Genomic DNA, 22,645 nt, shown 5'->3' with positions numbered 1-22,645 from the left:
AATAAAAACCTAATTTTTTTTGACGTTTGAGTGACTATCTTGTTTCAATAATCTAGTATTTTATTTTTTTATCTACCCCTTTTCACCCCCTAATTTATATTACCTTTATTGTACCATATCTAAATATAATAGGGATAGTCTCTTTTTGACGTTTTTTAGTTCAAAAAAAGTTTCTATCCCTAGCAAATTTTTTGATGCTTTCTTATTTTTTTCTAATGTTGTCCTCTAATTCTAATGTTTCTTTGAAGATATTTGCATCTCGATAGCAATTCAACATTTTCTTAGCCTGTTCAATATAGTACATTTGTGAATGTTCAAGATGACACTTGCTCTTTAGTTGTTCCTCTTGTTTTAACGTTAACCACTTTGCTTTTACAAAGCACACAATACCTTCATCTCTAGGATTAGAAAATGTATTGTTATCTTGATTTTCATTAATAAATTGAATGATAAATTCATCATTTTGACAAGCGACTTGACACAGTGCATAATACGCATCTAATTGAATTTTTTTCCAAATAGGCGATACGGAAGAAATTAAGTCTTTTGCTTTATCGAAATCTTGCAATGCTTTTGTATGCTCTTTTAAAACATAATAAGTAATTCCTCTATTCAGATAAAAAATAACACCACTTGAATCCATTGCACCGTCTTGGCACAGTTTTATCGCTTTGTTATGCCACATTAAAGCATCCTCAAAATTCTCTTTATATCGTGCAATTTCTGCCAAATAATCATAAGACGCAGCAATATTTGATTGATACTTTTCAAATAGCGTTTTTGTAATACTATAAATATGAATAGACTCATGTAGTTGTTTTTCTGCCTGTTCACACTGTCCAATCATTAAATAATAGACACCTTCTATTCTTAACAACATTCCCATCTGTTCATAATTATTAGATTGAATAGCTAACTGCATGGCTTTTTGAACATATTCTTTCAACTGAATAGCATGTTCAATTTGAATGGCATAATAAATCATCTGTTTGTAGGCTTCAAATAAATAGGTTGTATCTTGATTTAATTCTGAACGTGTAATAACGTTTTGAATAAAAGTAATCCCTTCATCATATTTCCCACAACGAATAAAAAATTTTCCTTTTAATAATAAATATTTCATATCAAGCAACTTAAATTCTTCACTCAATCGTTTTTCCTCATCTAATTGGCTCATACCCAATTGGATAGACGCCAAATCTGTTTCTACATTTGTCTGCTCAAACGCCTTACTAACAGACATGGCATGATACAATGGAAATATTTCATGTTGCATGGTTAGGGTAAGTTCAACCTTTTCAAGCTGATAAGCTAAAGCACGTAATTTCAAATGTGCCTTTGAAAAATGGTAACTAATATCATCGAATAAAACCCACGAAGCATTGGTTGATTTGATTTTTTCTAACATGAACGCAATTTTTTTATGCACCATTCTCTTTTTCGTATATGTTTGCTTAAAGTACAAGTATTCTTTATATTTATGATGTAAAAACGCTAAATATGCTATATTGTTTTGAATAGTTTCATAAATCAATCCTTGATGAATAGCCTCTTGAATGGTTTCCTCAATCAATTCAATATCGTAATCCACAATCTGTTGAATGATATCTACCGTTGCAAAATGTTCAAAATACGACAATAGTGTTAAAATTTCTAACTGAATATCATCAAATTGACCAAATTGCTCTTTTAAAAATTCCTGCATTTTCAATGTTAAACGATTTATAGGGACGTCTTTTTGGGCTAAATTAATATATTCATCGACATAAAAAGGCAACCCTTCACTTTCTTTAAAAATACGTTCTATTAATTTAGCAGTTGCTTGAGCATTTCCCAGACGTTTCTCAACATATTGCTGAACTTCCTTTTGAGAAAATGGTGGGATTATAATAGTTGTACTTAAATTATTCACAGATAAATTATTTAACAGACGGCTTTCGTGATGTTTTTGTACCGTTAAAATAAACAAAACTTGCATATACTCCATATTTAACATCAAACGATTAATGAGCCTTGCACTTTCTTCGTCTATCCAATGAATATCTTCAATAAAAATAATAAGAGGTTTTTGCACTTGTAATAATTGAATAACTTCTAGAATTAGCAGTTCTAACTGCTCTATTGATTTAAATGTAACACTCTGTGATGATGTAGTCGAGAAAATAGGCTGTATAATTTTATTCCATTGTGTTTTTGTAACAAGGTTACATTCTATGGCTAACTGCTCTAATACATCCATTAATCGTTTGATTGGACGTAAGCGATACGCTTGTTCAGCCCGATGACAAATAACACTCACTTTAAAATAAGAGTGTACAATACGTTGCAATACAGCATTCACTAAAGTTGATTTCCCTACTCCAGCACTTCCTTTTACAATCACATGTTGCTTAGTCCCATTAAATAACTTTGCGATTTGTTCTTCTAACTGGTTTAATTCGACATAACGACCAAAAAACACATGCTTTTTCAACGAACGCACTGAACGTGTTGTTTTATTTTGAATTTGCAATGTTCTCTCATATATAAGGCGTGTTTCCTTACTCGGTGCAATATCCAATTCACGCTCAAGTAAATCAACTAAACTATAATACACTTCAATAACTTTAGAATTGCGATTGGTATTTTGATAAAATTGCATTAATAACTGATAATTTCTTTCGTCAAATTCATCAATAGCAATTAATGTTTTGATGCGTTCTTCAACATGATCAAATTGATTATTTTCAATATCTACTTGTATATTGGCATAACAACGTTGGATAAAAGTTTGTTCAAAATAGGTTCGCATTTTACCAATCCAAAAATCAAATTCTTCAGAATCTTTAATATAAAACCCTTTTAAAAACACATCTTTATATACATCTAACGACTGTTTAGACACCTCATGATTAAACGTATCTATATCACTTTCAACAGCTATATTCGGATTAATTTCTAACGTTTTGTTATTTGGTGCTAAAATAAAATCTTCGCCCAATACTTTATTAGCTTGATAAATCGTATTCCTTAAATTTTTTTTTGCACTCTTTTCTGTTTTATCTGGCCATAATAATCCAGCAATTTCATCTCGACTAATCGACTTATTAACAATTAAATAGTAAAGTAATGCATTCACTTTTGTAAAAGAAAAGGTAATCGCTTTACCATTCATTTTAATTTTAGGATTTCCAAATAATTGGAACTGAACGACCTGTTTATCCATATTTTGCCCTTTCTATTATACGTTACATGCACAAGTTTTTTATTAGCTCATCATAAAAATACATCACTTCAACTTTATATGAGTTGACTTCTTTTTATCTAATGTATTTGTCTTTCCATTATACCACTTGTTTCCTCTAAAAAAGAACTAAATAATTTAAAATATTATTCTATTACCTCTAATGAGTTAATAAAATATCTACCCTATCAAATTACAACTCTATTATACTAGAAAAGCACCATTTCTTTCAAAATGGTGCTTTCTACTATGAACGATCAATAACCAATTCGCCTTTTTTATAGACACGTGATACTAAGTTTGTCGCAAAGAAATACAATGGATAGTCAATGTTTGGTGCATCAAACACAACAATGTCTGCTTGTTTTCCACAGTCGAAACTACCTATAGTTTGTTGTCTATCAATCACATAAGCTGCATTAATAGTTACTGCATTAAACACTTGAATTGGCGTCAATTTCATTTGGAAACACCCTAATTGCATAATAAACTGAATATTAGCTGTTGGACAACTTCCCGGATTACTATCTGTAGACAAGACAATTGCCATTCCAGCATCAATCATTTTACGTGCTGGTGCATACGTATCTTCCATTAAGCTAAATGTTGTTGCAGGTAATAGGTTGCCAATGACACCTGCCTTACTCATCTGACTAATGCCCTCATCTGTAGCTTTCATAAGATGTTCTGCACTCGTTGTATGTAATTGTGCTGCAACATCAACGCCACCAATAGACTCAATTTCATCTGCGTGAATACGTAATTTAAAGCCCATTTCTTTTGCTTTAGACAACAAATACAATGATTCCTGTGCTGTAAACACATTTTTTTCACAGAAAATATCACAAAATTCTGCTAAATTTTCTTCTTTTACTTTTGGAAGCATTTCATTGACAATACTATCCAAAAACTCTTGTGAACGCCCTTTATATTCTTCAGGAATAGCATGTGCTGCCATGAATGTAGATACCAATTCAATAGGGTGAGTATCATTTAACACTTTGACAACATCTAATTGTTTCTTTTCTGTTTCCCAATTTAGACCATATCCGCTTTTAGCTTCAACGGCAGTAACTCCGTGTTCCAACATATAATTTAATAAACGTTCTGATTTTTCCACTAATGTTTCAAAACTGGCTTCTCTTGTTGCTCTAACAGAACTTAAAATGCCACCGCCTTGTTTTAAAATATCAAGATAACTAACACCATTTAATTTTTTTGCAAATTCGTGTTCACGACTTCCACCATAAACTAAATGAGTGTGCGAATCAATTAGTCCAGGTGTCACCAATTTCCCTTGGCAATCAATGATTTCAGTATGTTCATGACAATATTCTTGATATTCTCCTACACCTTTTGCCAAAATCTTACCGTCTTTTACTGCTAAATATGCATTCTCTAAAATAAGTGCTTCATTCATTTCATGACCTTTTAAAGCTCTTCCTAAATCTTTAGGACAAAACAACTGACCAATATTTATAAACAATTTATCTGCATGCATGTTATATTCACCTCTTTTTTTGATATATATAATGTAACTTGAAAGTGTCAAATTTTTGTCAAATTTAGACGTTTTTTTCTTTTAGTTATTATTTATCTTTTTTTTGTACTAAAAGACATTTCACCTACGCTTACATTATATAGTAAAAGCGTCAAAAAACAATTTTGGAGGTTTATTATGATTAATTATAAAGACATTGAAGCTGCCATGACAATCAAATTAGATGATGTATTGCCAGAAAAAACAGTCTTTGAACCAGGTATTCGCCGTGCACCAGATCGTGGGTTTAGATTAACTCCTGCACAGACAGAAATCGCATTAAAAAATGCTTTACGTTATATTCCATCTAAATATCATGAAGAAATTATCCCCGAATTTTTAGAGGAGTTGAAAACAAGAGGAAGAATTTACGGTTATCGTTGGTATCCAAAAGAAAGAATTTACGGAAAACCTATTGATGAATATAAAGGAAAATGTACGGCTGCTAAAGCTATGCAAGTCATGATTGACAATAATTTAGATTTTAGAGTAGCTTTATATCCTTATGAGTTAGTTACTTACGGAGAAACTGGGCAAGTATGTTCAAACTGGATGCAATATCATTTAATTATGAAATACTTAGAAGAAATGACTGATGAACAAACGTTAGTGGTTGAATCTGGACATCCATTAGGCCTATTCAAATCTAAAAAAGATGCTCCACGTGTTATTATTACAAACGGTCTTTTAGTTGGAGAATACGATAATATGCACGATTGGGAAATCGCAGAACAAATGGGGGTCACAAACTACGGACAAATGACTGCTGGTGGTTGGATGTATATCGGTCCACAAGGTATTGTTCACGGCACATTCAATACACTTCTCAATGCAGGTCGTTTAAAATTAGGCATTGCTGATGAAGGTGATTTACGTGGAAAACTATTCATTTCTTCCGGTTTAGGTGGTATGAGTGGTGCTCAAGGTAAAGCTGGAGAAATCGCTAATGCTGTAGCTATCGTCGCTGAAGTAGATGAATCTCGTATTGAAACACGTCATTCTCAAGGTTGGATTAGCCAAGTATGCCAAACACCAGAGGATACAATGGCTTTAGCAAAAGAATACTTAGATAAACAAGAATCAACTTCTATTGCTTATCATGGAAATATTGTTGATTTATTAGAATATATTGACAGAGAAAATATTCACGTTGATTTGTTATCAGATCAAACCTCTTGCCATAACGTTTATACTGGTGGATACTGTCCAGTAGGTATTTCCTTTGAGGAACGCACACGTTTATTAGGTGAAGATCAAGGCACATTTAAGCGCTTAGTAGACGAAACATTAGCTCGCCACTATAAAGTGATTAAATCTCTAACAGAAAAAGGGACTTACTTCTTTGACTATGGAAATGCCTTTATGAAATCAGTTTATGATTCCGGCATTAAAGAAATTTCTAAAAACGGTATAGATGATAAAGATGGATTTATTTGGCCATCATACGTTGAAGATATTATGGGACCTATGTTATTTGATTATGGATATGGACCATTCCGTTGGGTATGTTTAAGTGGAAAACATGAAGATTTAATGGCTACAGATAAAGCTGCCATGGAAGTTATTGATCCAACACGTCGCTATCAAGACCGTGACAACTATAATTGGATTCGTGATGCAGAGAAAAATCAACTTGTTGTCGGAACACAAGCACGTATTTTATACCAAGACGCCATGGGACGTGTTAATATTGCACTTAAATTCAATCAATTAATCCGTGAAGGAAAAATTGGACCAGTCATGTTAGGTCGTGATCATCATGACGTGTCAGGAACTGACTCTCCATTCCGTGAAACATCAAATATTAAAGACGGTAGTAACGTCACTGCTGATATGGCTACACAATGTTATGCAGGAAATGCTGCACGTGGCATGAGCTTAATTGCTTTGCATAATGGTGGCGGTGTTGGTATCGGAAAATCAATCAACGGTGGTTTCGGTCTAGTATTAGATGGTAGTGAGTTGTGCGATGACATTATCAAATCTGCAATCGCTTGGGATACTATGGGTGGTGTTGCTCGTCGTAACTGGGCAAGGAACGAGCACGCTATTGAAACATCTATTGAATACAATAAAATGCGCGAAGGTAGCGACCATATTACTATTCCTTATCTTGCTGATGAAGAAGCTGTAAAAGCTGCTGTTTCAAAGCTTTTTAACTAATCATAAAAAAATAAATAGTTCCAAATAAGACTGGAAAAAATTTCTAAACATAAAATAGTGGAAAGATTCAAAAAATCTTTCCACTATTTTCAGCTCTTCGTCAAATTATGTTGGTAAGTAAAAATTCCAGCAAATATTAAGTTGTTTTTTCTTAATAGGGTTAATTTTTTCTTTTCAAATCGGTATGCAGTTGTCAAGGTTTATAGCATGAGCGTACCCTGACAATAAGCATACTGATTTGATAGACTTTTCAGCCCTATTAAGATTGTTTAAATCATTTTTCTTGAACTAAAAATACTCCATATACTTGCTTCATTTTTAAAGTGTACAATAAATCGGACTGGGGACAAAGTCTTAAAAATAAAACAACTTATAATAATGTCGTCAAAAACGTTGATTCTAACCTGTTTTCAATTTTTCAAATGTTAATTAAAAGGCTAAAATCTTAGTTTTTTTCCAGTCTCGATGATTTTTATATCACTAAATGAAACACTAACATCATTTGACAAAATTCTTTTTCCCTATCATAGTACCTGTATAATACATTACATACATCATTAATCTATTTATAACATGTAAAAAACCAACGTGTTGTTTGATCCGTTATGTCACTCTGACCAAAATCTGCCGTAACTTCAATACGTTGAAATCCCACCTGTTTTAACCATTGTATATACAGCTCTAGAGGATATGTCCGTTGATAATGAATTTCATCATAACGCTCATAAGTCCCATTCTCTAATTCTTGACAACACGTTAATTCATGCTCCACACTATAGGGATCTTCTCCTTCAAAACTTTCCCACACAAATACCATGTGTTCATCAACATGATGATAAGTATACTGTGCAAAACCTTCAACAATTTGAAATATAGAATGCACATCAAACAAATATTTCCCATCAGACGTAAGTGTCTGATAAACTTGATGAAAAGCACATTTCACATGCTCTTCATCAGGTAAATAACATATAGAATCTGCAAAGCATGTAATAATATCAATCTGATTGAATGCAGATAAATCACACATATCCACTTGCCAAATTTCTGATTTGGTCAATTTTTCTTGAGCAAGTAAAAGCATGTCCTCTGAAATATCACTAGCTATCACAGCATAATCATGCTCCAACAACACTGAAAGTTCCCCAGTTCCACAAGCTAATTCTAACAATTTATCTTGTTTACATGCCACTCTATCTACATACGATTTCCATTTTGGATAAAGTGACTTATCCATTAGTATATCATACGTTTTAGCAAAACGATTATAAACCATGTTTGTCACTAATCCATGCAGAAATATCATAAAGTGGGGCATCACTCCACAATTTCTCTAAGTTATAATGTGCCCGCTCACTTGGATAAAACACATGCACAATCACGTCATTCAAATCAATTAATGTCCATAAGCCAGTATCTTTTCCCTCAACATTTTTAACATCAATCTGTTGCTTATGTGCCTGTTCTATAACATTTTGCACAATAGCTTCAACATGTTTTTCATTACGTCCTTGCGTAATCACAAAAAAGTCTGCTAATCCTGTTAACCCTCGAACATCTAAAGCAAGCGTTTCTTGGGCTAATTTATCATCAACTGCTAAAATCACTGTTTCTAAAATTTCTTCACTCTTTTTTTCCAAATTATTTTCTCCTACATTATCTTAATTTTTTACGTGGCTAATCCAATAGTTGTACGTTGCAATCATATCTGGAAAAATAGTTTTCTCTATTTCCACTAAATGCATAAGCGTTTGTTTTAAACGGTATATGATTGCTTGATCTAAATTTTCCATTGATAAGTATCTTGCTTGATCCACTCCATCAAATTGCCGTCCATCTTCTGTGTAATCTGCAATGTACAACACTTTAGCTATATCAGACATTTTTGTATGCCCAATAGTATGATAATAAATAGCTTGAAAAACATCATCATTAATCTCATATTTTTCTTTAGCTAGGTGTGCTGCGACCGGACCGTGCAAAATATTACTACCATAGGTTAGCATGATTTTTGGAATACCATAACGTTCTACCGCTTGTTTATACTCTTCCATAGACCATTCTTTAGCGTAATCATGCAATAAAGCGGCTAGCTGGCATGAGGCTATGTTCACTTCATATCGTTTTGCCAATTCAATAGCTTTTTGCTCGACACGCAACACATGCGCAAAACGTTTTTGTGACATTTGCTTTTCAACACATTTTATAATTTGTTGACGCAATATTTCATCTAACATTTATTGATATAATCCTTTCTCTTGAATATATGTGTCTACGCACTTTGGTACTAAATACTGAATACTTTTGTTTAGGCGAACTTGCTCTCGAATATATGACGAGCTGATTTCTATAGACGGCACCTCAAGAGAAATGATAGGATAAACACTTTCCATATCATACCCTGGACGATTAACCCCTACAAAATTCACGTCATTGACTAACTCATTAATTCTATACCATGTTGGTAGATTTTCAATCATATCTGCACCAATAATAAAATAAATTTCACTATTACCATGTTTTCTCTTTAAATATTGAATGGTATCGTACGTATAATTCACTCCACCTTTAATAACCTCATACATTTCTATATCAAACAAAGGATTATGTTCAATAGCCAAATGAACCATTTCCTCTCTATGTTGGCTGTCTATTGTCTGTTTTCCATTTTTATGTGGCGGAATTGCACTTGGCATAAAATACACTTTATCCAAACGTAATGTCTCACCAACACATTGTGCACAAATTAAATGTGCAATATGTGGCGGGTTAAATGTTCCTCCTAAAATACCAACTCGTTTAATTTCTGCCATAATTTTACTCTGTTACCACTTTATAAATTAGAGGTAGTGCTTCACAAATATCCCCTATAGTATAAGCATTCTGTATTTTTTGTATAACTTCTTCATTATCCGTCCGATTTGTATGAATTTTAGCCAACACGTCCCCCGATTTTACAGCATCTCCAACTTTTTTTAACACAGACACTCCCACAGACAAATCAATTTCACTCTCTTTTGTTGCACGCCCTGCACCAAGCATCATGGCTGCTACACCAATATCATTAGCCACAATATTTGTCACATAACCATCTGTTTTCGCACAAATATCATAGTTCCATTTTGCTTGTGGTAATTTTGTTACATCATCTACAATACTGGCATCTCCACCTTGTGATGAAATGAAGGTTTTTAAAACGTCTAAGGCTTTTCCGTTTCTTATATTCTCTTCTAATTTTTCTCTAGCTTCAGCAATGCTTTTTGCTCCCGAGGCTAAATACACCATTTGTGATCCTAAAACTAGACACAACTCTGTCAAATCACTAGGTCCATTCCCTTTCAACGTCTCTATTGCCTCAATAACTTCATTCGCATTTCCAACAGCAACGCCTAAAGGTTGATCCATATTTGAAATAATCGCCATTGTTTGACGTCCAACTTGTTTCCCTATTGCTACCATTTCACGAGCTAACTGTTCTGCTTCCTCAACAGTTTTCATAAATGCTCCCGCTCCAACTTTAACGTCTAATACGATAGCATCAGCACCTGAAGCTATTTTTTTACTCATAATAGAACTGGCAATTAACGGAATAGACTGTACTGTTCCCGTCACATCACGCAAAGCATATAGCTTTTTATCTGCGGGAGTTAAATTTCCACTTTGCCCAGCAATTGCAATATGATTTGTATTAACTAAATGAATAAATTCTTCTTCTGAAACTTCTACTTTAAACCCTGGAATAGCTTCTAATTTATCAATAGTTCCGCCTGTATGCCCTAAACCACGGCCACTCATTTTAGCGACCGGAACACCTACACTAGCAACAAGAGGAGCAAGCACTAAAGTCGTTGTATCCCCTACACCACCAGTAGAATGCTTGTCTACTTTAATGCCATGAATTGCACTTAAATCAAATTGATCTCCCGATTTTGCCATCGCTAACGTCATTGCACCTAATTCCTCATGCGTCATACCTTGGAATAATATTGCCATAGCCATAGCACTCATTTGATAGTCCGGAATATGTCCTTGCGTAAATTGTTCGATTATCCACTCAATTTCTTGTGACGTTAATTCTACTCCATCACGTTTTTTTTCGATTAAATTTACCATTCTAAACATGTTCTTTTATTTGAACCCCCTGTTCTGTTCCAACTAAAACAAGTTGTGTTAAATCTAAGAATAGACCATGCTCAACAACCCCTGTTAAACTGTCTAATTCTTTTGCCAATGCATACTCATCTACAATTTCTTTCAAATGTAAATCAATAATATAGTTTCCATCATCTGTCACATAAACTTGATTATCTTTATGTCTTAGTACTGGCTGATAGCCTTTAGTTTCAAAATAATGTAACAAATGTGTTGACCCATATTTAACCACTTCAACTGGTAAAGGAAACGCTCCTAATGTATCAACACATTTTGATTGATCCACAATCCAAATCACTCGTTTTGAACGACTAGCTACTATTTTTTCAAACAATAAAGCACCTCCTCCACCTTTAATCCCATTAAAGCGTGGATTAACTTCATCAGAACCATCTACTGTCACATCAATACTTTCCACTTCGTCAATGCTTTTTAAAGGAATACCTAATTGCTTTGCTTGTTCTTCTGTCGCCTTTGACGTTGTTACCCCTACAATATTCAATCCTTTTTTCATTCTAACGGCTAACTCGTCAACAAAATAATAGGCAGTCGAACCTGTCCCTAACCCTACAATCATACCGTTTTCTACATAGTCTGCTGCTTTTCTACCTACTAGCTCTTTTAAATTTGTCATTATTTTCTCTCCTTATTTCATGTTATCACAATACAACTCTCGTTGCTCTCTTGCCCAGTTCGCCATTTTAAGATCTTGCAAACCGTGTAAATAAACATACTCTAGCAAATGCCATGCTTCTCGATAATTTTTCTCCAAATCGACAGCTTTTAACAAATAATCTTTTGCTTGTTGGAAATCATGTTGATTCACTAAAACCAGACCATACCAATATTGCCAAAATGCTTGATGTTGACCAATTTGAACGTATTTATCCAAATAATCTCTTGCACAATCATATTCTTGTAAATGAATAAACGCTTGAATAAGCCACTCAGCATAAGCGTAAGTTTGCTGCTCAGGTAAAAGAGAAAAGAAGAAATCAACAATCGCCTGATGATTATCTTCCTCCATCCAGTCTAATAACTGGATAAGATGTTGAGGATTAATTTCATCACCTTTGTGAGTTTCTACAATAATAGTATACGAAAAAACATACAACGTTTTCTCAATAATATTCATTTTTACTCCAAACCAATCTAAAATATACGCTAATTCACCTACCAAATTTACTGATAATCGTTCATCAGATTCAGGAATGTGCCCTATAATTGTCTTAATTGTTTCAGCCAAACCGATTGCTAGTAATGGAATTTGCTTATAATCTGTAACAACATGTTCTAAAGCATAGATCATTTTTTGATAACTATGAATTAATTGTTGTTTTTGATGTACCGAAGAACACTCAAAATTCGCCAATAATTTATAATTTTTATTAAACTTTTGATGTGTAACAAAATTATCATAAACTAAGTCTTCTTCTATTGAATCCATATCTTTCAAACGTTCATTTGCCCAAGCCTCTTTCGATAAATCACCAAAATAACGGTACAGTTGGCTTAATAAATACCATGCATCGCTTAGTTTATCATCTAACTTAACAGCTTTCAATAAATGTTTTTCAGCTTTTTCATAATTTTCTAAACAAATCATAATATACCCATAGCGATAATGCCATTTTGGATCCTGCTTTCCGTTATCTCGAATATACTCTAAAACATCAAGTGCATCGTAATAACGTCTTAAATTACTTAAGGCTGACGCTTTAGAGCCTAATTGTTCATAATTAGGTTCTTTAAGCAAATCAACATAATGCACAATCTTTTCAAATTCCTGATGTTTATGCCAATACTCGAACTGTTCTTGTTCTAATTCTTTCACGTACACCTCACCTCATCTCTAATTATATAGCAAAACCCCTAACTTTGACAGTTAAAACTATATTGATTATAATTAAAAAACAGGATGTGAGGAAAGGTGTGACACGAACGCAGCAAAAAGTGCTGGAGCGACTAAAATGCAACGTGTGCATAACACACGGCATTTTGGAGCGAACACATCTTTTTCAAGTGAGTACCTTTCCGAACTCAACTACAGGATGTGAGATGTTGCGCGTTACGAACGATGAAAAAATTGTGCCGGAGCGTTCCATATTCAATGTGTCGCATAGCGACAACTGAATATGAGCGACTAACAACGTTTTTCAAGAGAGTGCGACATCGAACTCAACTATAACAGGATGTGAGGAAAGGTGTGACACGAACGCAGCAAAAAGTGCTGGAGCGACTAAAATTCAACGTGTGCATAACACACGGCATTTTGGAGCGAACACATCTTTTTCAAGTAGATGTGATTTTTTATGTCATGAAACCTACAACTACACCTAACAGATTTTATGCTTCAAAAAAGAACAATAACTACAAAAGGAGGGATTTTCATCGTTTCTATACTAATTGTGGAGGACGAAAAAGCAATTGCTGAAGGTATCCAACTTATTCTTAATAACACCGGATATACAACTTGGCATGCAGAAACATTACGAATGGCAAATCAAATATTACAGACACAACACGTGGATTTGCTATTATTAGATATTTCTTTGCCTGACGGAAATGGCATCACTTTTGCTAAAAATTTAAATCACCCTCCTAAAATTGTTTTTATTAGTGCTATTGATGATGAGCAAACCATTGTTGATACCTTTCAATTTGGAAGTGATGATTACATTACAAAACCATTTAGATTACCTATTCTCCTAGCAAGAGTACAAGCTATTATTAAGCGACACCGTCTGGGTGAGCAGCCATCATTGACACATTTAGCTCATTTGAAAATTGATGAGGTTAACCAACAGGTGTTCAACGGCAATAAAGAAATTTTATTTACCCCTACCGAACACCGACTATTTTTCTATTTGTATCATAATATTGGTCAAATCTTAACACGAGAGCAGTTGTTGGCTTATCTTTGGGATAACCATGGAGAATTTGTCAACGACAATACATTAACGGTTACATTACGACGTGTCCGTCACAAAATTGAACAAGATACTGTATTGATTGAAACCAAACGAGGAATAGGATACCGACTGCTTCCTAATGAGGTAAAAATATGAAAACAGTATTCTCTATTTATCGTAATCCAGAAGCAAAAAGAGCACTCTACTTGTGGATTATTATCACCATTCTTAGTGGCATACTGTTACACATCAGTTTACATTTGGTGTATCGTAGTTACCACATAGATGCGACATACCATTTAACCAAATCACTAGCTGTAGTGCATACACAAGATTCATTAGATACTTTTTTCAATGAGGGCATTCTCTCTCCACAGGCACAAGAGGAATTTAATCGTCTAACCAATCTTTCTATAACACCACATTTAGAGTTTCCAAGTGTATCAACACCTCTTCTTTGGCTATGGTTAGGCTGGTCAGCATTTGTTGGTGCTACACTTTTAGCCATTACTTTACATTTCAAGAAATTTTATGCACATATCAATACTTTGCAACAGTTTGTTCAAGAGTTGTCATATCATCATAAACCTTACGATATTCGACAAAATAAAGAGGGAGAACTTTCCTTTTTGAATAATCAATTATATGATATGGCAACAAGCCTATACACCCAACGAGATACGGCAATTCAACATAAAAATTATTTGAATAAGCATATTGCCAATATTTCACATCAACTAAAAACACCACTCACTTCCTTAATGGTAGTGAGTGATACCTTAAAGATTTTGCCTCTTAATGAGCGAACAAATGAAAAAATTGAACAACTTGAACCACAAATTGAACGCATTGAATATCTTGTCCAATCTTTACTGTTACTTGCACGATTAGATGCTGGTGTTATTCAAGTCAATATTACTGCTACAGACACACATGAATTTATCAATAGCATTCTTCAGCGATTTGATGTTTTAACACAACACAACCACATTACTATTGAAACACATATACAAGACAGTACATTGTTTGCTGATGTATTTTATTTAAGAGAAGCACTCACTAATGTGCTTAAAAATGCTATAGACTATACATCACCTCACGGAAAGATTACATTAACTTTAGAAGATTCTATTTTCTTTACAACAATTAAAGTCCATAATACTGGACCATTAATTCCTAAACATGATCTTCCTTATATATTTGAACGATTTTATCGTGGAAGTCAACATAAGCAAACTGGCATTGGTATAGGCTTATCTTTAGCTCAAGAGCTTGTCCGACATCATAATGGAAAATTACATGCCGAAAATACACAAACAGGTGTGTTAATGACATTATCTATTCCAAAACCTTAAATGCACTAAACGTGATTAAAGCGTTTCTTTGCCAAAATAAATTTATATAATATACTTAAAACTATAACTAACTATTAGTTATAGTCCACATATTTATTCGTGTTGTGAAACTTTCCTGTTCCACAACACGAATTTTTATTTTGAAACAGTAAATATCTTCAATAAAGTAACCATAAAAACAGGCTTGACTGCCTTTAAGTCAAACATGTCTGTACCTTGTTATAAAGACAATCCTTTTCACATGGTTCCAATTCAAATAGTCAACTTTTTGTAACATGTTATAGATTCCAAGAAGAAACGTTTTCTTACACCTATCTTGATACATGCTCCGTAAAACAAACCATTCCCAGACTTTTTGAATTTTGACCTGCTTTCAAAAAAAATATTTTTAGCCTGTCTATTTTTATTTTACTCTAAAATTATTTTTAATATAAGTATTACACTTTAACGGAACTCTATAAATAACAAAAATTGCGAAAAATCAACATTTATAGACACTGGTTCCCCGTAATTTCAAAAATATTTACTTTTTCCCAGTAGATATTGTCAATTTATTCTATATTTGTAGAAAACAACATCTAGCAATAGAATATATTTTCAAACTTTTTCAAAACTTTATACAACAACAAGCGATAGAGCACTCTTTAATGCGAGCACTTTATCGCTTGTTTATGTATTATCCTAGAGCATTAACACGCTCAACCACATGTTCAACTGTAAAGCCGAAGTATGCTAATAAATCTTGTGCTGGAGCACTTTCGCCAAAACGATCAATTCCTAGCACGTCACCTTTCAATCCAACGTAACGATACCATGGCATGCTAGCACCCATTTCAATTGCTAAACGTTTTGTATGAGAAGGTAAGATAGAATCTTTATATTCTTGTGTTTGTTGTTCAAATAATTCTAAACTTGGACAACTTACAACTCGAACATTTTTTCCTTGTTCTTCTAATACTTTCGCTGCTTGAATAGCTAGAGAAACTTCTGAACCAGAAGCTAATAAAATGTACTTAGGATTTTCTGTTGTTTCATACACAACGTATGCTCCCTTAGCAACACCTTCAAAACTACTATTTTCCAATACTGGCAATGGTTGTCTAGACAACACTAAAGCACTTGGTGTTTGCGTTGATGTTGCTGCCAAATACCATGCTGCTTGTGTTTCCACAGCATCTGCTGGACGAATAACATTCATGTTTGGCAAAGCACGCAAAGCTGTTAAATGTTCAATAGGTTCATGTGTTGGTCCATCTTCGCCTACGGCAATACTATCATGCGTTAACACATAAGTAATTGGCAATTTTTGTAAAGCAGCTAAACGTATTGCTCCTTTTAAATAATCACTAAAGACAAAGAATGTCCCACCAAACACACGCAATCCTCCGTGTAAAGCCATTCCATTTAAAATTGTTCCCATAGCAAACTCACGTACACCAAATTGAATATTACGTTGATCTCTATGTGTATCGTCTTGTAGTGTATCTGATTTAATCATCGTCATATTAGAATGTGCCAAGTCTGCTGACCCACCCAAAAATTGTGCAGATACTTTAGAAATAGCATTTAAAGCATCTTGAGATGAGTTACGTGTAGCTTGTTTGAAACCAACTTCATACGTTGGGAAATCTGCTTGTGTCAATTCACTTAACACATCATTATGTGCAGCACGTTTAAAGGCATCTGCCAACTCTGGAAATGCTTCGTAATACTCTTTAACCATTGCTTTCCACGTTTCATAAGCAGTTTGACCACGATCTACAACATGCTCTTTAAAATCAGCATATACATCTTCTGGAATTTCAAACGGAGCATACTCCCATTTTAGATTTTCACGTGCTATTTGTGTGTCTTCCTGTCCAAGTGGTGCTCCGTGCACAGCATTTGTACCTTGTTTTGGAGAACCAAATCCAATAATTGTTTTAATTTCAATCAATGATGGACGTGGATCATGTTTGGCTTCCTCAATAGCTTTAGAAATAGCCTCTAAATCATTTCCGTCTTGTACTAATACTGTATGCCAACCATACGCATCATAACGTTGACGCACATTTTCAGTAAATGCATCATCAGTTTTTCCGTCTAAACAAATATCATTTGAATCGTATAAAACAATTAATTTTCCTAACTTTTGTAGTCCAGCAAATGAACTTGCCTCACCACTAACCCCTTCCATAAAATCACCATCACCACAAATGGCATACGTATAATGATCTACTACAGGAAAGTTCGGGCGATTAAATTGAGCAGCTAAATAACGTTCAGCTAAAGCCATCCCAACTGCTGTCGAAATCCCTTGTCCTAAAGGTCCACTCGTTGCGTCCACACCTTTAGTGTATCCATATTCAGGATGCCCTGGTGTTTTAGAATGCAATTGACGAAATTGTTTCAACTCATCTATCGTCACATCGTCGTATTGTGCTAAATGTAAAATAGCATATAGTAATGCTGACCCATGACCAGCAGAAAGGACAAAACGATCACGATTAAACCATTTTGTTCTATTTGGGGTAATTCTTATATGGTTTGCAAATAAGGCATACGCCATTGGAGCAGCACCCAAAACTACTCCGGGATGTCCTGATTTTGCTTTGTTAATCATGTCAACACCTAAAAAGCGCATTGCGTTAACAGATTTCATACCTAACATAACGTCATCTCCTTCATTTATAGTACATTTACGCACTAACTTTACGCACACGTTATATTGTGCTCATACGTTTCATTTTACCATATTTCGCCTCAGATTGCGATAATTGTTTAAGAAAGTTTTTTGCTGTACTCTTTTTAATTTTTAGTCATACTTTTCCTTAAAACAGATTTACAGAACAAGATTTTATATCTCATGGATTTACTAGACTATACTCATGCATTATCCCTTTTAACAATCATTTTTTCGTTTATCTAAAATCATCATCTGTTTTTTTAGAAAACCTTTCAATAAAATAGGCATTTTCAACAATTTTTATACGGTTACATGATGATTGTGGTATAATAAACTAGACATAACAAAGAAAGGAGCCATATATGACAAATTTAAAGCCACTAGCCTTTAGAATGCGTCCGAAACATATTGAACACATTGTTGGTCAACAACATCTTGTTGGTCAAGAAAAGATTATTCAACGTATGGTCATTTCTAAGCGATTATCTTCCATGATTTTATATGGACCACCAGGCATTGGAAAAACAAGTATTGCAAGTGCGATAGCTGGAAGTATGCAACTACCTTTTCGTACATTGAATGCAGCCACAGACTCAAAAAAAGATTTGGATATTGTTGTCGAGGAGGCAAAACTAACTGGACAAGTTATTTTACTTTTAGATGAAATTCATCGTTTAAATAAGGTGAAACAAGATTTTTTATTGCCACACTTAGAAAGTGGACTTATCATTTTAATTGGAGCTACAACAGAGAATCCTTTTATTAGCATTAATCCTGCCATTAGAAGTAGAACACAAATTTTTGAATTGTTCCCACTCTCCGAACAAGATATTGCAAATGGGATTCAATTCGCTTTAAAAGATACTCAAAATGGACTTGGTAACTATCAGGTAGATTTAAGTCAAGAGGCTCTAATACATCTCTCACGAGCAACAGGTGGTGATCTTAGAAGTAGTTTAAACGCTTTAGAATTAGCTGTTCTTTCTACTCCTGCTGATGAAGATAATATCATTCATATTACAACAGAGATTACAAGTGAATGTTTGCAAAAAAAATTTTTAGTGCATGATAAAGGCGGCGATGCTCATTATGACACCATTTCAGCTTTTCAAAAATCTATCCGTGGAAGTGATGTAGATGCTTCCTTACATTATTTGGCACGCTTAATTGAATCTGGCGATTTACCAACTATTGCAAGGCGCTTAACGGTCGTTGCTTATGAAGATATAGGCTTTGCTAATCCTTCTGCAGTTCATCGTACATTAAACGCTATACAAAGTGCTGAACGTTTAGGATTTCCAGAGGCTCGAATTCCACTAGCTATGGCGGTCATTGATTTGGCTCTTTCTCCAAAATCAAACTCCACAATTATGGCGATAGACCATGCTTTAAGTGATGTGAAAAAAGGAAATTATGGACAAATTCCTCCACATTTAAGAGATAACCATTATCAAGGTGCCGAATATTTAGGACGTGGAAATGAATATAAATATCCTCATCACTATCCTAATCATTGGGTAAAACAAGAGTATCTTCCTAAGGAATTGAAAGATAAACGGTACTATATTCCCAATACCACTGGACGCTATGAACAATTACTGGCTAATCAACTCATGAAATTTAGAGATTCCTTATCATAATACATAGCCAGTTCGTTTAGAATTTGCTATAATGAGCTAAGAGAGGTATTGTATGAAAAACGAAAAATTACATGAATTACTTAATCGCATGAAGCAGCATATCCATACGATTAAACAGAAATCTTTAACTAAGCAAGCAATGTCAATTTTTAATATTAGCTTTGGAGTAACAAAACGCTTATTTTATTTAACGCTCCTTTGCTTGTGTTTCCTAATGAGTCTAGGACTTGGGATTGGATTAGGCTATTTTGCCAATATTATTTCTCATACGTCTGTGCCTAGCCAAACACAAATGCAAACACAATTAGGTTCTTTAAATCAAGCGTCTGCTCTATTTTTTCAAGATGGCGATATGATTTCAGAGGTTCAATCTGATTTAGTGAGAAAAGTTGTGCCTTTACAGGAAATTTCTGATTACGTGAAGCAAGGCATTATTGCAACAGAAGATGACTCATTCTATACACATAATGGCATTGTACCTAAAGCTGTTTTAAGAGCTATTTTACAAGAAATATCTGGATCAGATAGTCAAACAGGAGGTTCAACACTAACACAACAATTAGTCAAACAACAATTATTGACCAATGAATTGACTTTTACACGTAAAGCAAAAGAAATTTTACTAGCTATGCGTGTGGAAAAATATTTTTCAAAAGATGATATTTTGAATGCCTATCTCAATGTTTCCTCTTTTGGACGTAATAACTCCGGACAAAATATTGCCGGCATTCAAGCTGCAGCAGAAGGTGTTTTTGGAAAACAAGCTAAAGATTTAACTTTACCACAAGCTGCATTTTTGGTTGGATTGCCACAATCGCCTTATGCGTATACACCTTATACAAATATCGGAACAATTAAACAAGATCTTGACGCTGGTATTGCACGTATGAAAATTGTTTTAACTGCCATGCATCGCAATGGCTATATTAACGATGCAGAACTAGAAGAGGCTCAAAACTACGATATTACTAAAGACTTTTTACAACCACAAAACAGTACAGTTGCTTTACATTCTTATTTATATCAAGCTGTCCATCGTGAAGCTGTCATTGCTTTAATGAAGCAACAAATTAAACAAGACGGAAAAGATTGGTCAACTGTTGATGCTTCTGTTGAATTGTATAATCAATATTATTTTAAAGCGGCTAATTTACTGGCAAGTTCTGGTTATAAAGTCTACTCTACTATTGATAAAAAGGTCTATGAGGCTATGCAGTCTGGTACGGCGGACAATATTTATTTGCTAGGTGAATCTTATCAAACAACATATACAGACTCTACTACAGGTGAAATAAAAACTGCAACAGAACCACCACAAATTGGGAGTGTGGCTATTGAAAACGCCACAGGTAAAATTTTAGGATTTGTTGGCGGACGAGATTTTTCTGTTTCTCAAACAGACCACGCCTTTTCAACAAGACGCTCCCCCGGTTCAACAATCAAGCCGTTGTTAGTTTATGGTCCTGCTATTGACCAAAACTTTATTTACCCAGCAACAATTTTAGGGGATACTGCCATTAGCCGACGTCAACAAGACGGAAGTTATTGGACACCTACAAATGCTGATAATAGAGTATCCAATACATTTGTCAGTGCAAGATATGCTTTAAAAATGTCTTTAAATAATCCCACAGTTCACTTGTATTCTGCCATGCTTCAAAAAGGAATTGATACAGGTTCATATATGAAAAATATGGGAATTTCTGCTATTGATTCTAGTGAATATTTAAATGAAGCGGCATCTTTAGGTGGCTTTTCTACAGGGCCTAGTGTTGTAGAGCAAACTAGTGCCTATACAACATTTGCCAATGACGGAAAACATATTACGCCTTATCTCATTGAACGTATTGAAGATAATCAAGGCAATATTGTGTATCAACATGAGAAAAAAGAAACTCAAGTATTCAACGCCGGAACAGCTTATATTCTGCGTTCTATGTTGAACGATTCTGTTGAAGGAGGAACAACGTCTTATTTTAAACGATATGTGAATTTCACATTCCCTCAACGCTACGGAAAAACAGGAACATCTGATAATTATCAAGATATGTGGGTAATTGTCAGCACGCCTCAAATTACAATCGGACAATGGTCCGGTTTTGACAATAATCATGGTGTAAATCATGTATTTGCCATAACTAATTCAGACGGTCCAATTTATATAAGAACACAACAATTATGGGCAAATATCGCCAATGCTATACATAGTGCTGCTCCTGAGTATTTTGACACTACTAAACAGTTTAGCACACAGCCTAATAATGTCATGACCTCAAGTGTATTAAGTGCCACTGGAACATTACCTGGAGAAATCACATTGAATAATGGCAGCAAATTGAACATTACAGGACCAATGACATCAGATTTATTTTTAACTAGTCGTCCACCTTATGCTATTTCATATCAATTTGCTCCAGGAGAAAGTTCAGACACATTAAATGCGTACTGGTCAAACTTAATTCAGTCACTATTACCACCTGAAACATCGAGCCAGAGTGGACAATCACAACAAACAAGTGAACAGCGACAAAACAATCAGGCACCTACTGAACCCCGTTCAAGTTCCAGTCGCTAACTAAGTAATTTTAGTCTATATAAAATAAATGTCATAAAAAGTGATTAAAAAACAAGTATGTCAATCGAAAATGAAAATGTCCCAAAATGTGGGCCACTATAAGTGCAATGATTTTCAAAAAAATCATTGCACTTATAGGGCAAAATAATGTATGCTATTAAAGTATCAAGCAAGCTTGTTGTCTTGATACTCTTCAAGAGTTTTTCCAATACTCTTGAGATAGCGTTTGAAAGATGCCAGTTTCCACGGGTGTGATTGTGGTGGAACGTATTGGCGTCTTTCTTTTTTTATATTCTCACCCAAATCAAACACCGCTGAATGCTCTTCATGTGTTAACAAACAACGTGTGGCATAAATGTTGTCAGCGATATTCAAGAAAATATCCCCATTAAATGCTTCAATAACCAACGCTTTTGTGTG

Annotated in this window: 15 protein-coding genes and 1 pseudogene; 5 read left to right on the top strand and 11 right to left on the bottom strand. The window is 34.3% G+C overall.

Annotated features, from left to right (window positions below; translation table 11 throughout):
• Nucleotides 1-202: 202 nt before the first annotated feature.
• Nucleotides 203-3,205, bottom strand: a complete 3,003-nt coding sequence (locus E4T68_RS03215; protein WP_135124067.1) for an AAA family ATPase — start codon at nt 3,203-3,205, stop codon at nt 203-205.
• A gap of 265 nt (nt 3,206-3,470) precedes the next feature.
• Entirely contained in the window at nt 3,471-4,724 is a 1,254-nt protein-coding gene (gene hutI, locus E4T68_RS03210) for an imidazolonepropionase (protein WP_135124065.1), read from the bottom strand.
• A gap of 177 nt (nt 4,725-4,901) precedes the next feature.
• Here hutI and E4T68_RS03205 point away from each other — a divergent pair, with 177 nt between their 5' ends.
• Complete coding sequence (locus E4T68_RS03205) at nt 4,902-6,926, top strand: urocanate hydratase (protein WP_135124063.1); 2,025 nt, start codon at nt 4,902-4,904, stop codon at nt 6,924-6,926.
• Nucleotides 6,927-7,488: 562 nt separating this feature from the next.
• On the opposite strand, the gene E4T68_RS03200 is transcribed toward E4T68_RS03205, so the two are convergent.
• From E4T68_RS03200 to E4T68_RS03170, 7 genes are read right to left on the bottom strand one after another with little or no spacing between them, the layout of a single operon-like run.
• Nucleotides 7,489-8,232 carry a class I SAM-dependent methyltransferase gene (locus E4T68_RS03200; RefSeq protein ID WP_167753790.1) on the bottom strand — a complete coding sequence of 248 codons (744 nt, stop codon included), beginning with the start codon at nt 8,230-8,232 and terminating at the stop codon, nt 7,489-7,491.
• Nucleotides 8,192-8,566 (bottom strand): ribosome silencing factor, encoded by a 375-nt coding sequence (gene rsfS / locus E4T68_RS03195; protein ID WP_135124058.1) that lies wholly within the window; start codon nt 8,564-8,566, stop codon nt 8,192-8,194. The genes E4T68_RS03200 and rsfS overlap by 41 nt, the downstream gene beginning before the upstream one ends.
• A gap of 21 nt (nt 8,567-8,587) precedes the next feature.
• A complete protein-coding gene (gene yqeK, locus E4T68_RS03190; RefSeq protein ID WP_135124056.1) occupies nt 8,588-9,163 on the bottom strand; it encodes a bis(5'-nucleosyl)-tetraphosphatase (symmetrical) YqeK in 576 nt (191 codons plus the stop codon).
• A complete protein-coding gene (locus E4T68_RS03185; RefSeq protein WP_135124054.1) occupies nt 9,164-9,739 on the bottom strand; it encodes a nicotinate-nucleotide adenylyltransferase in 576 nt (191 codons plus the stop codon). It lies immediately after the preceding gene.
• Between the two features lie 4 nt (nt 9,740-9,743).
• Nucleotides 9,744-11,048: a pyrimidine-nucleoside phosphorylase gene (locus E4T68_RS03180; protein WP_135124052.1), complete on the bottom strand. Its 1,305-nt coding sequence runs from the start codon at nt 11,046-11,048 to the stop codon at nt 9,744-9,746.
• Entirely contained in the window at nt 11,041-11,712 is a 672-nt protein-coding gene (gene rpiA / locus E4T68_RS03175) for a ribose-5-phosphate isomerase RpiA (RefSeq protein WP_135124050.1), read from the bottom strand. The genes E4T68_RS03180 and rpiA overlap by 8 nt, the downstream gene beginning before the upstream one ends.
• 12 nt (nt 11,713-11,724) lie before the next feature.
• On the bottom strand, nt 11,725-12,912 hold the full coding sequence (locus E4T68_RS03170; protein WP_135124048.1) for a tetratricopeptide repeat protein: 1,188 nt from the start codon (nt 12,910-12,912) through the stop codon (nt 11,725-11,727).
• Nucleotides 12,913-13,486: 574 nt separating this feature from the next.
• On the opposite strand from E4T68_RS03170, the gene E4T68_RS03165 reads away from it, so the two are divergent.
• Together E4T68_RS03165 and E4T68_RS03160 are read left to right on the top strand one after the other, a co-directional pair.
• Nucleotides 13,487-14,146, top strand: coding sequence for a response regulator transcription factor (locus tag E4T68_RS03165; RefSeq protein ID WP_167753789.1), 660 nt, complete (start codon nt 13,487-13,489; stop codon nt 14,144-14,146).
• Nucleotides 14,143-15,345, top strand: a complete 1,203-nt coding sequence (locus E4T68_RS03160; RefSeq protein ID WP_135124044.1) for a sensor histidine kinase KdpD — start codon at nt 14,143-14,145, stop codon at nt 15,343-15,345. The genes E4T68_RS03165 and E4T68_RS03160 overlap by 4 nt, the downstream gene beginning before the upstream one ends.
• Nucleotides 15,346-16,021: 676 nt before the next feature.
• Here the strand turns inward: E4T68_RS03160 and tkt are convergent.
• Nucleotides 16,022-17,986 carry a transketolase gene (tkt, locus tag E4T68_RS03155; RefSeq protein WP_370543840.1) on the bottom strand — a complete coding sequence of 655 codons (1,965 nt, stop codon included), beginning with the start codon at nt 17,984-17,986 and terminating at the stop codon, nt 16,022-16,024.
• Nucleotides 17,987-18,372: 386 nt separating this feature from the next.
• Here tkt and E4T68_RS03150 point away from each other — a divergent pair, with 386 nt between their 5' ends.
• Nucleotides 18,373-19,650, top strand: coding sequence for a replication-associated recombination protein A (locus tag E4T68_RS03150; protein ID WP_135124040.1), 1,278 nt, complete (start codon nt 18,373-18,375; stop codon nt 19,648-19,650).
• 52 nt (nt 19,651-19,702) lie between these two features.
• Nucleotides 19,703-22,225, top strand: a complete 2,523-nt coding sequence (locus E4T68_RS03145; protein WP_135124038.1) for a transglycosylase domain-containing protein — start codon at nt 19,703-19,705, stop codon at nt 22,223-22,225.
• A 165-nt stretch (nt 22,226-22,390) separates the two neighbouring features.
• Here the strand turns inward: E4T68_RS03145 and E4T68_RS03140 are convergent.
• Nucleotides 22,391-22,645: pseudogene (locus tag E4T68_RS03140) on the bottom strand (ISNCY family transposase); the annotation flags it as partial.

Origin of the sequence: Granulicatella sp. WM01 (assembly GCF_004570605.1) — a bacterium.
In the GTDB taxonomy this organism is placed as follows: Bacteria; Bacillota; Bacilli; order Lactobacillales; family Aerococcaceae; genus WM01.
This window is presented reverse-complemented; position numbering and strand designations above follow the sequence as displayed.

Coding starts and splice junctions, on each gene's coding strand:
- yqeK (WP_135124056.1), bottom strand. CDS start 9,163: ATGTTAGATGAAATATTGCGTCAACAAATTATAAAATGTGTTGAAAAG.
- E4T68_RS03200 (WP_167753790.1), bottom strand. CDS start 8,232: ATGATATTTCTGCATGGATTAGTGACAAACATGGTTTATAATCGTTTT.
- E4T68_RS03150 (WP_135124040.1), top strand. CDS start 18,373: ATGACAAATTTAAAGCCACTAGCCTTTAGAATGCGTCCGAAACATATT.
- E4T68_RS03160 (WP_135124044.1), top strand. CDS start 14,143: ATGAAAACAGTATTCTCTATTTATCGTAATCCAGAAGCAAAAAGAGCA.
- E4T68_RS03185 (WP_135124054.1), bottom strand. CDS start 9,739: ATGGCAGAAATTAAACGAGTTGGTATTTTAGGAGGAACATTTAACCCG.
- rpiA (WP_135124050.1), bottom strand. CDS start 11,712: ATGACAAATTTAAAAGAGCTAGTAGGTAGAAAAGCAGCAGACTATGTA.
- E4T68_RS03215 (WP_135124067.1), bottom strand. CDS start 3,205: ATGGATAAACAGGTCGTTCAGTTCCAATTATTTGGAAATCCTAAAATT.
- E4T68_RS03180 (WP_135124052.1), bottom strand. CDS start 11,048: ATGTTTAGAATGGTAAATTTAATCGAAAAAAAACGTGATGGAGTAGAA.
- E4T68_RS03145 (WP_135124038.1), top strand. CDS start 19,703: ATGAAAAACGAAAAATTACATGAATTACTTAATCGCATGAAGCAGCAT.
- hutI (WP_135124065.1), bottom strand. CDS start 4,724: ATGCATGCAGATAAATTGTTTATAAATATTGGTCAGTTGTTTTGTCCT.
- E4T68_RS03205 (WP_135124063.1), top strand. CDS start 4,902: ATGATTAATTATAAAGACATTGAAGCTGCCATGACAATCAAATTAGAT.
- tkt (WP_370543840.1), bottom strand. CDS start 17,986: ATGAAATCTGTTAACGCAATGCGCTTTTTAGGTGTTGACATGATTAAC.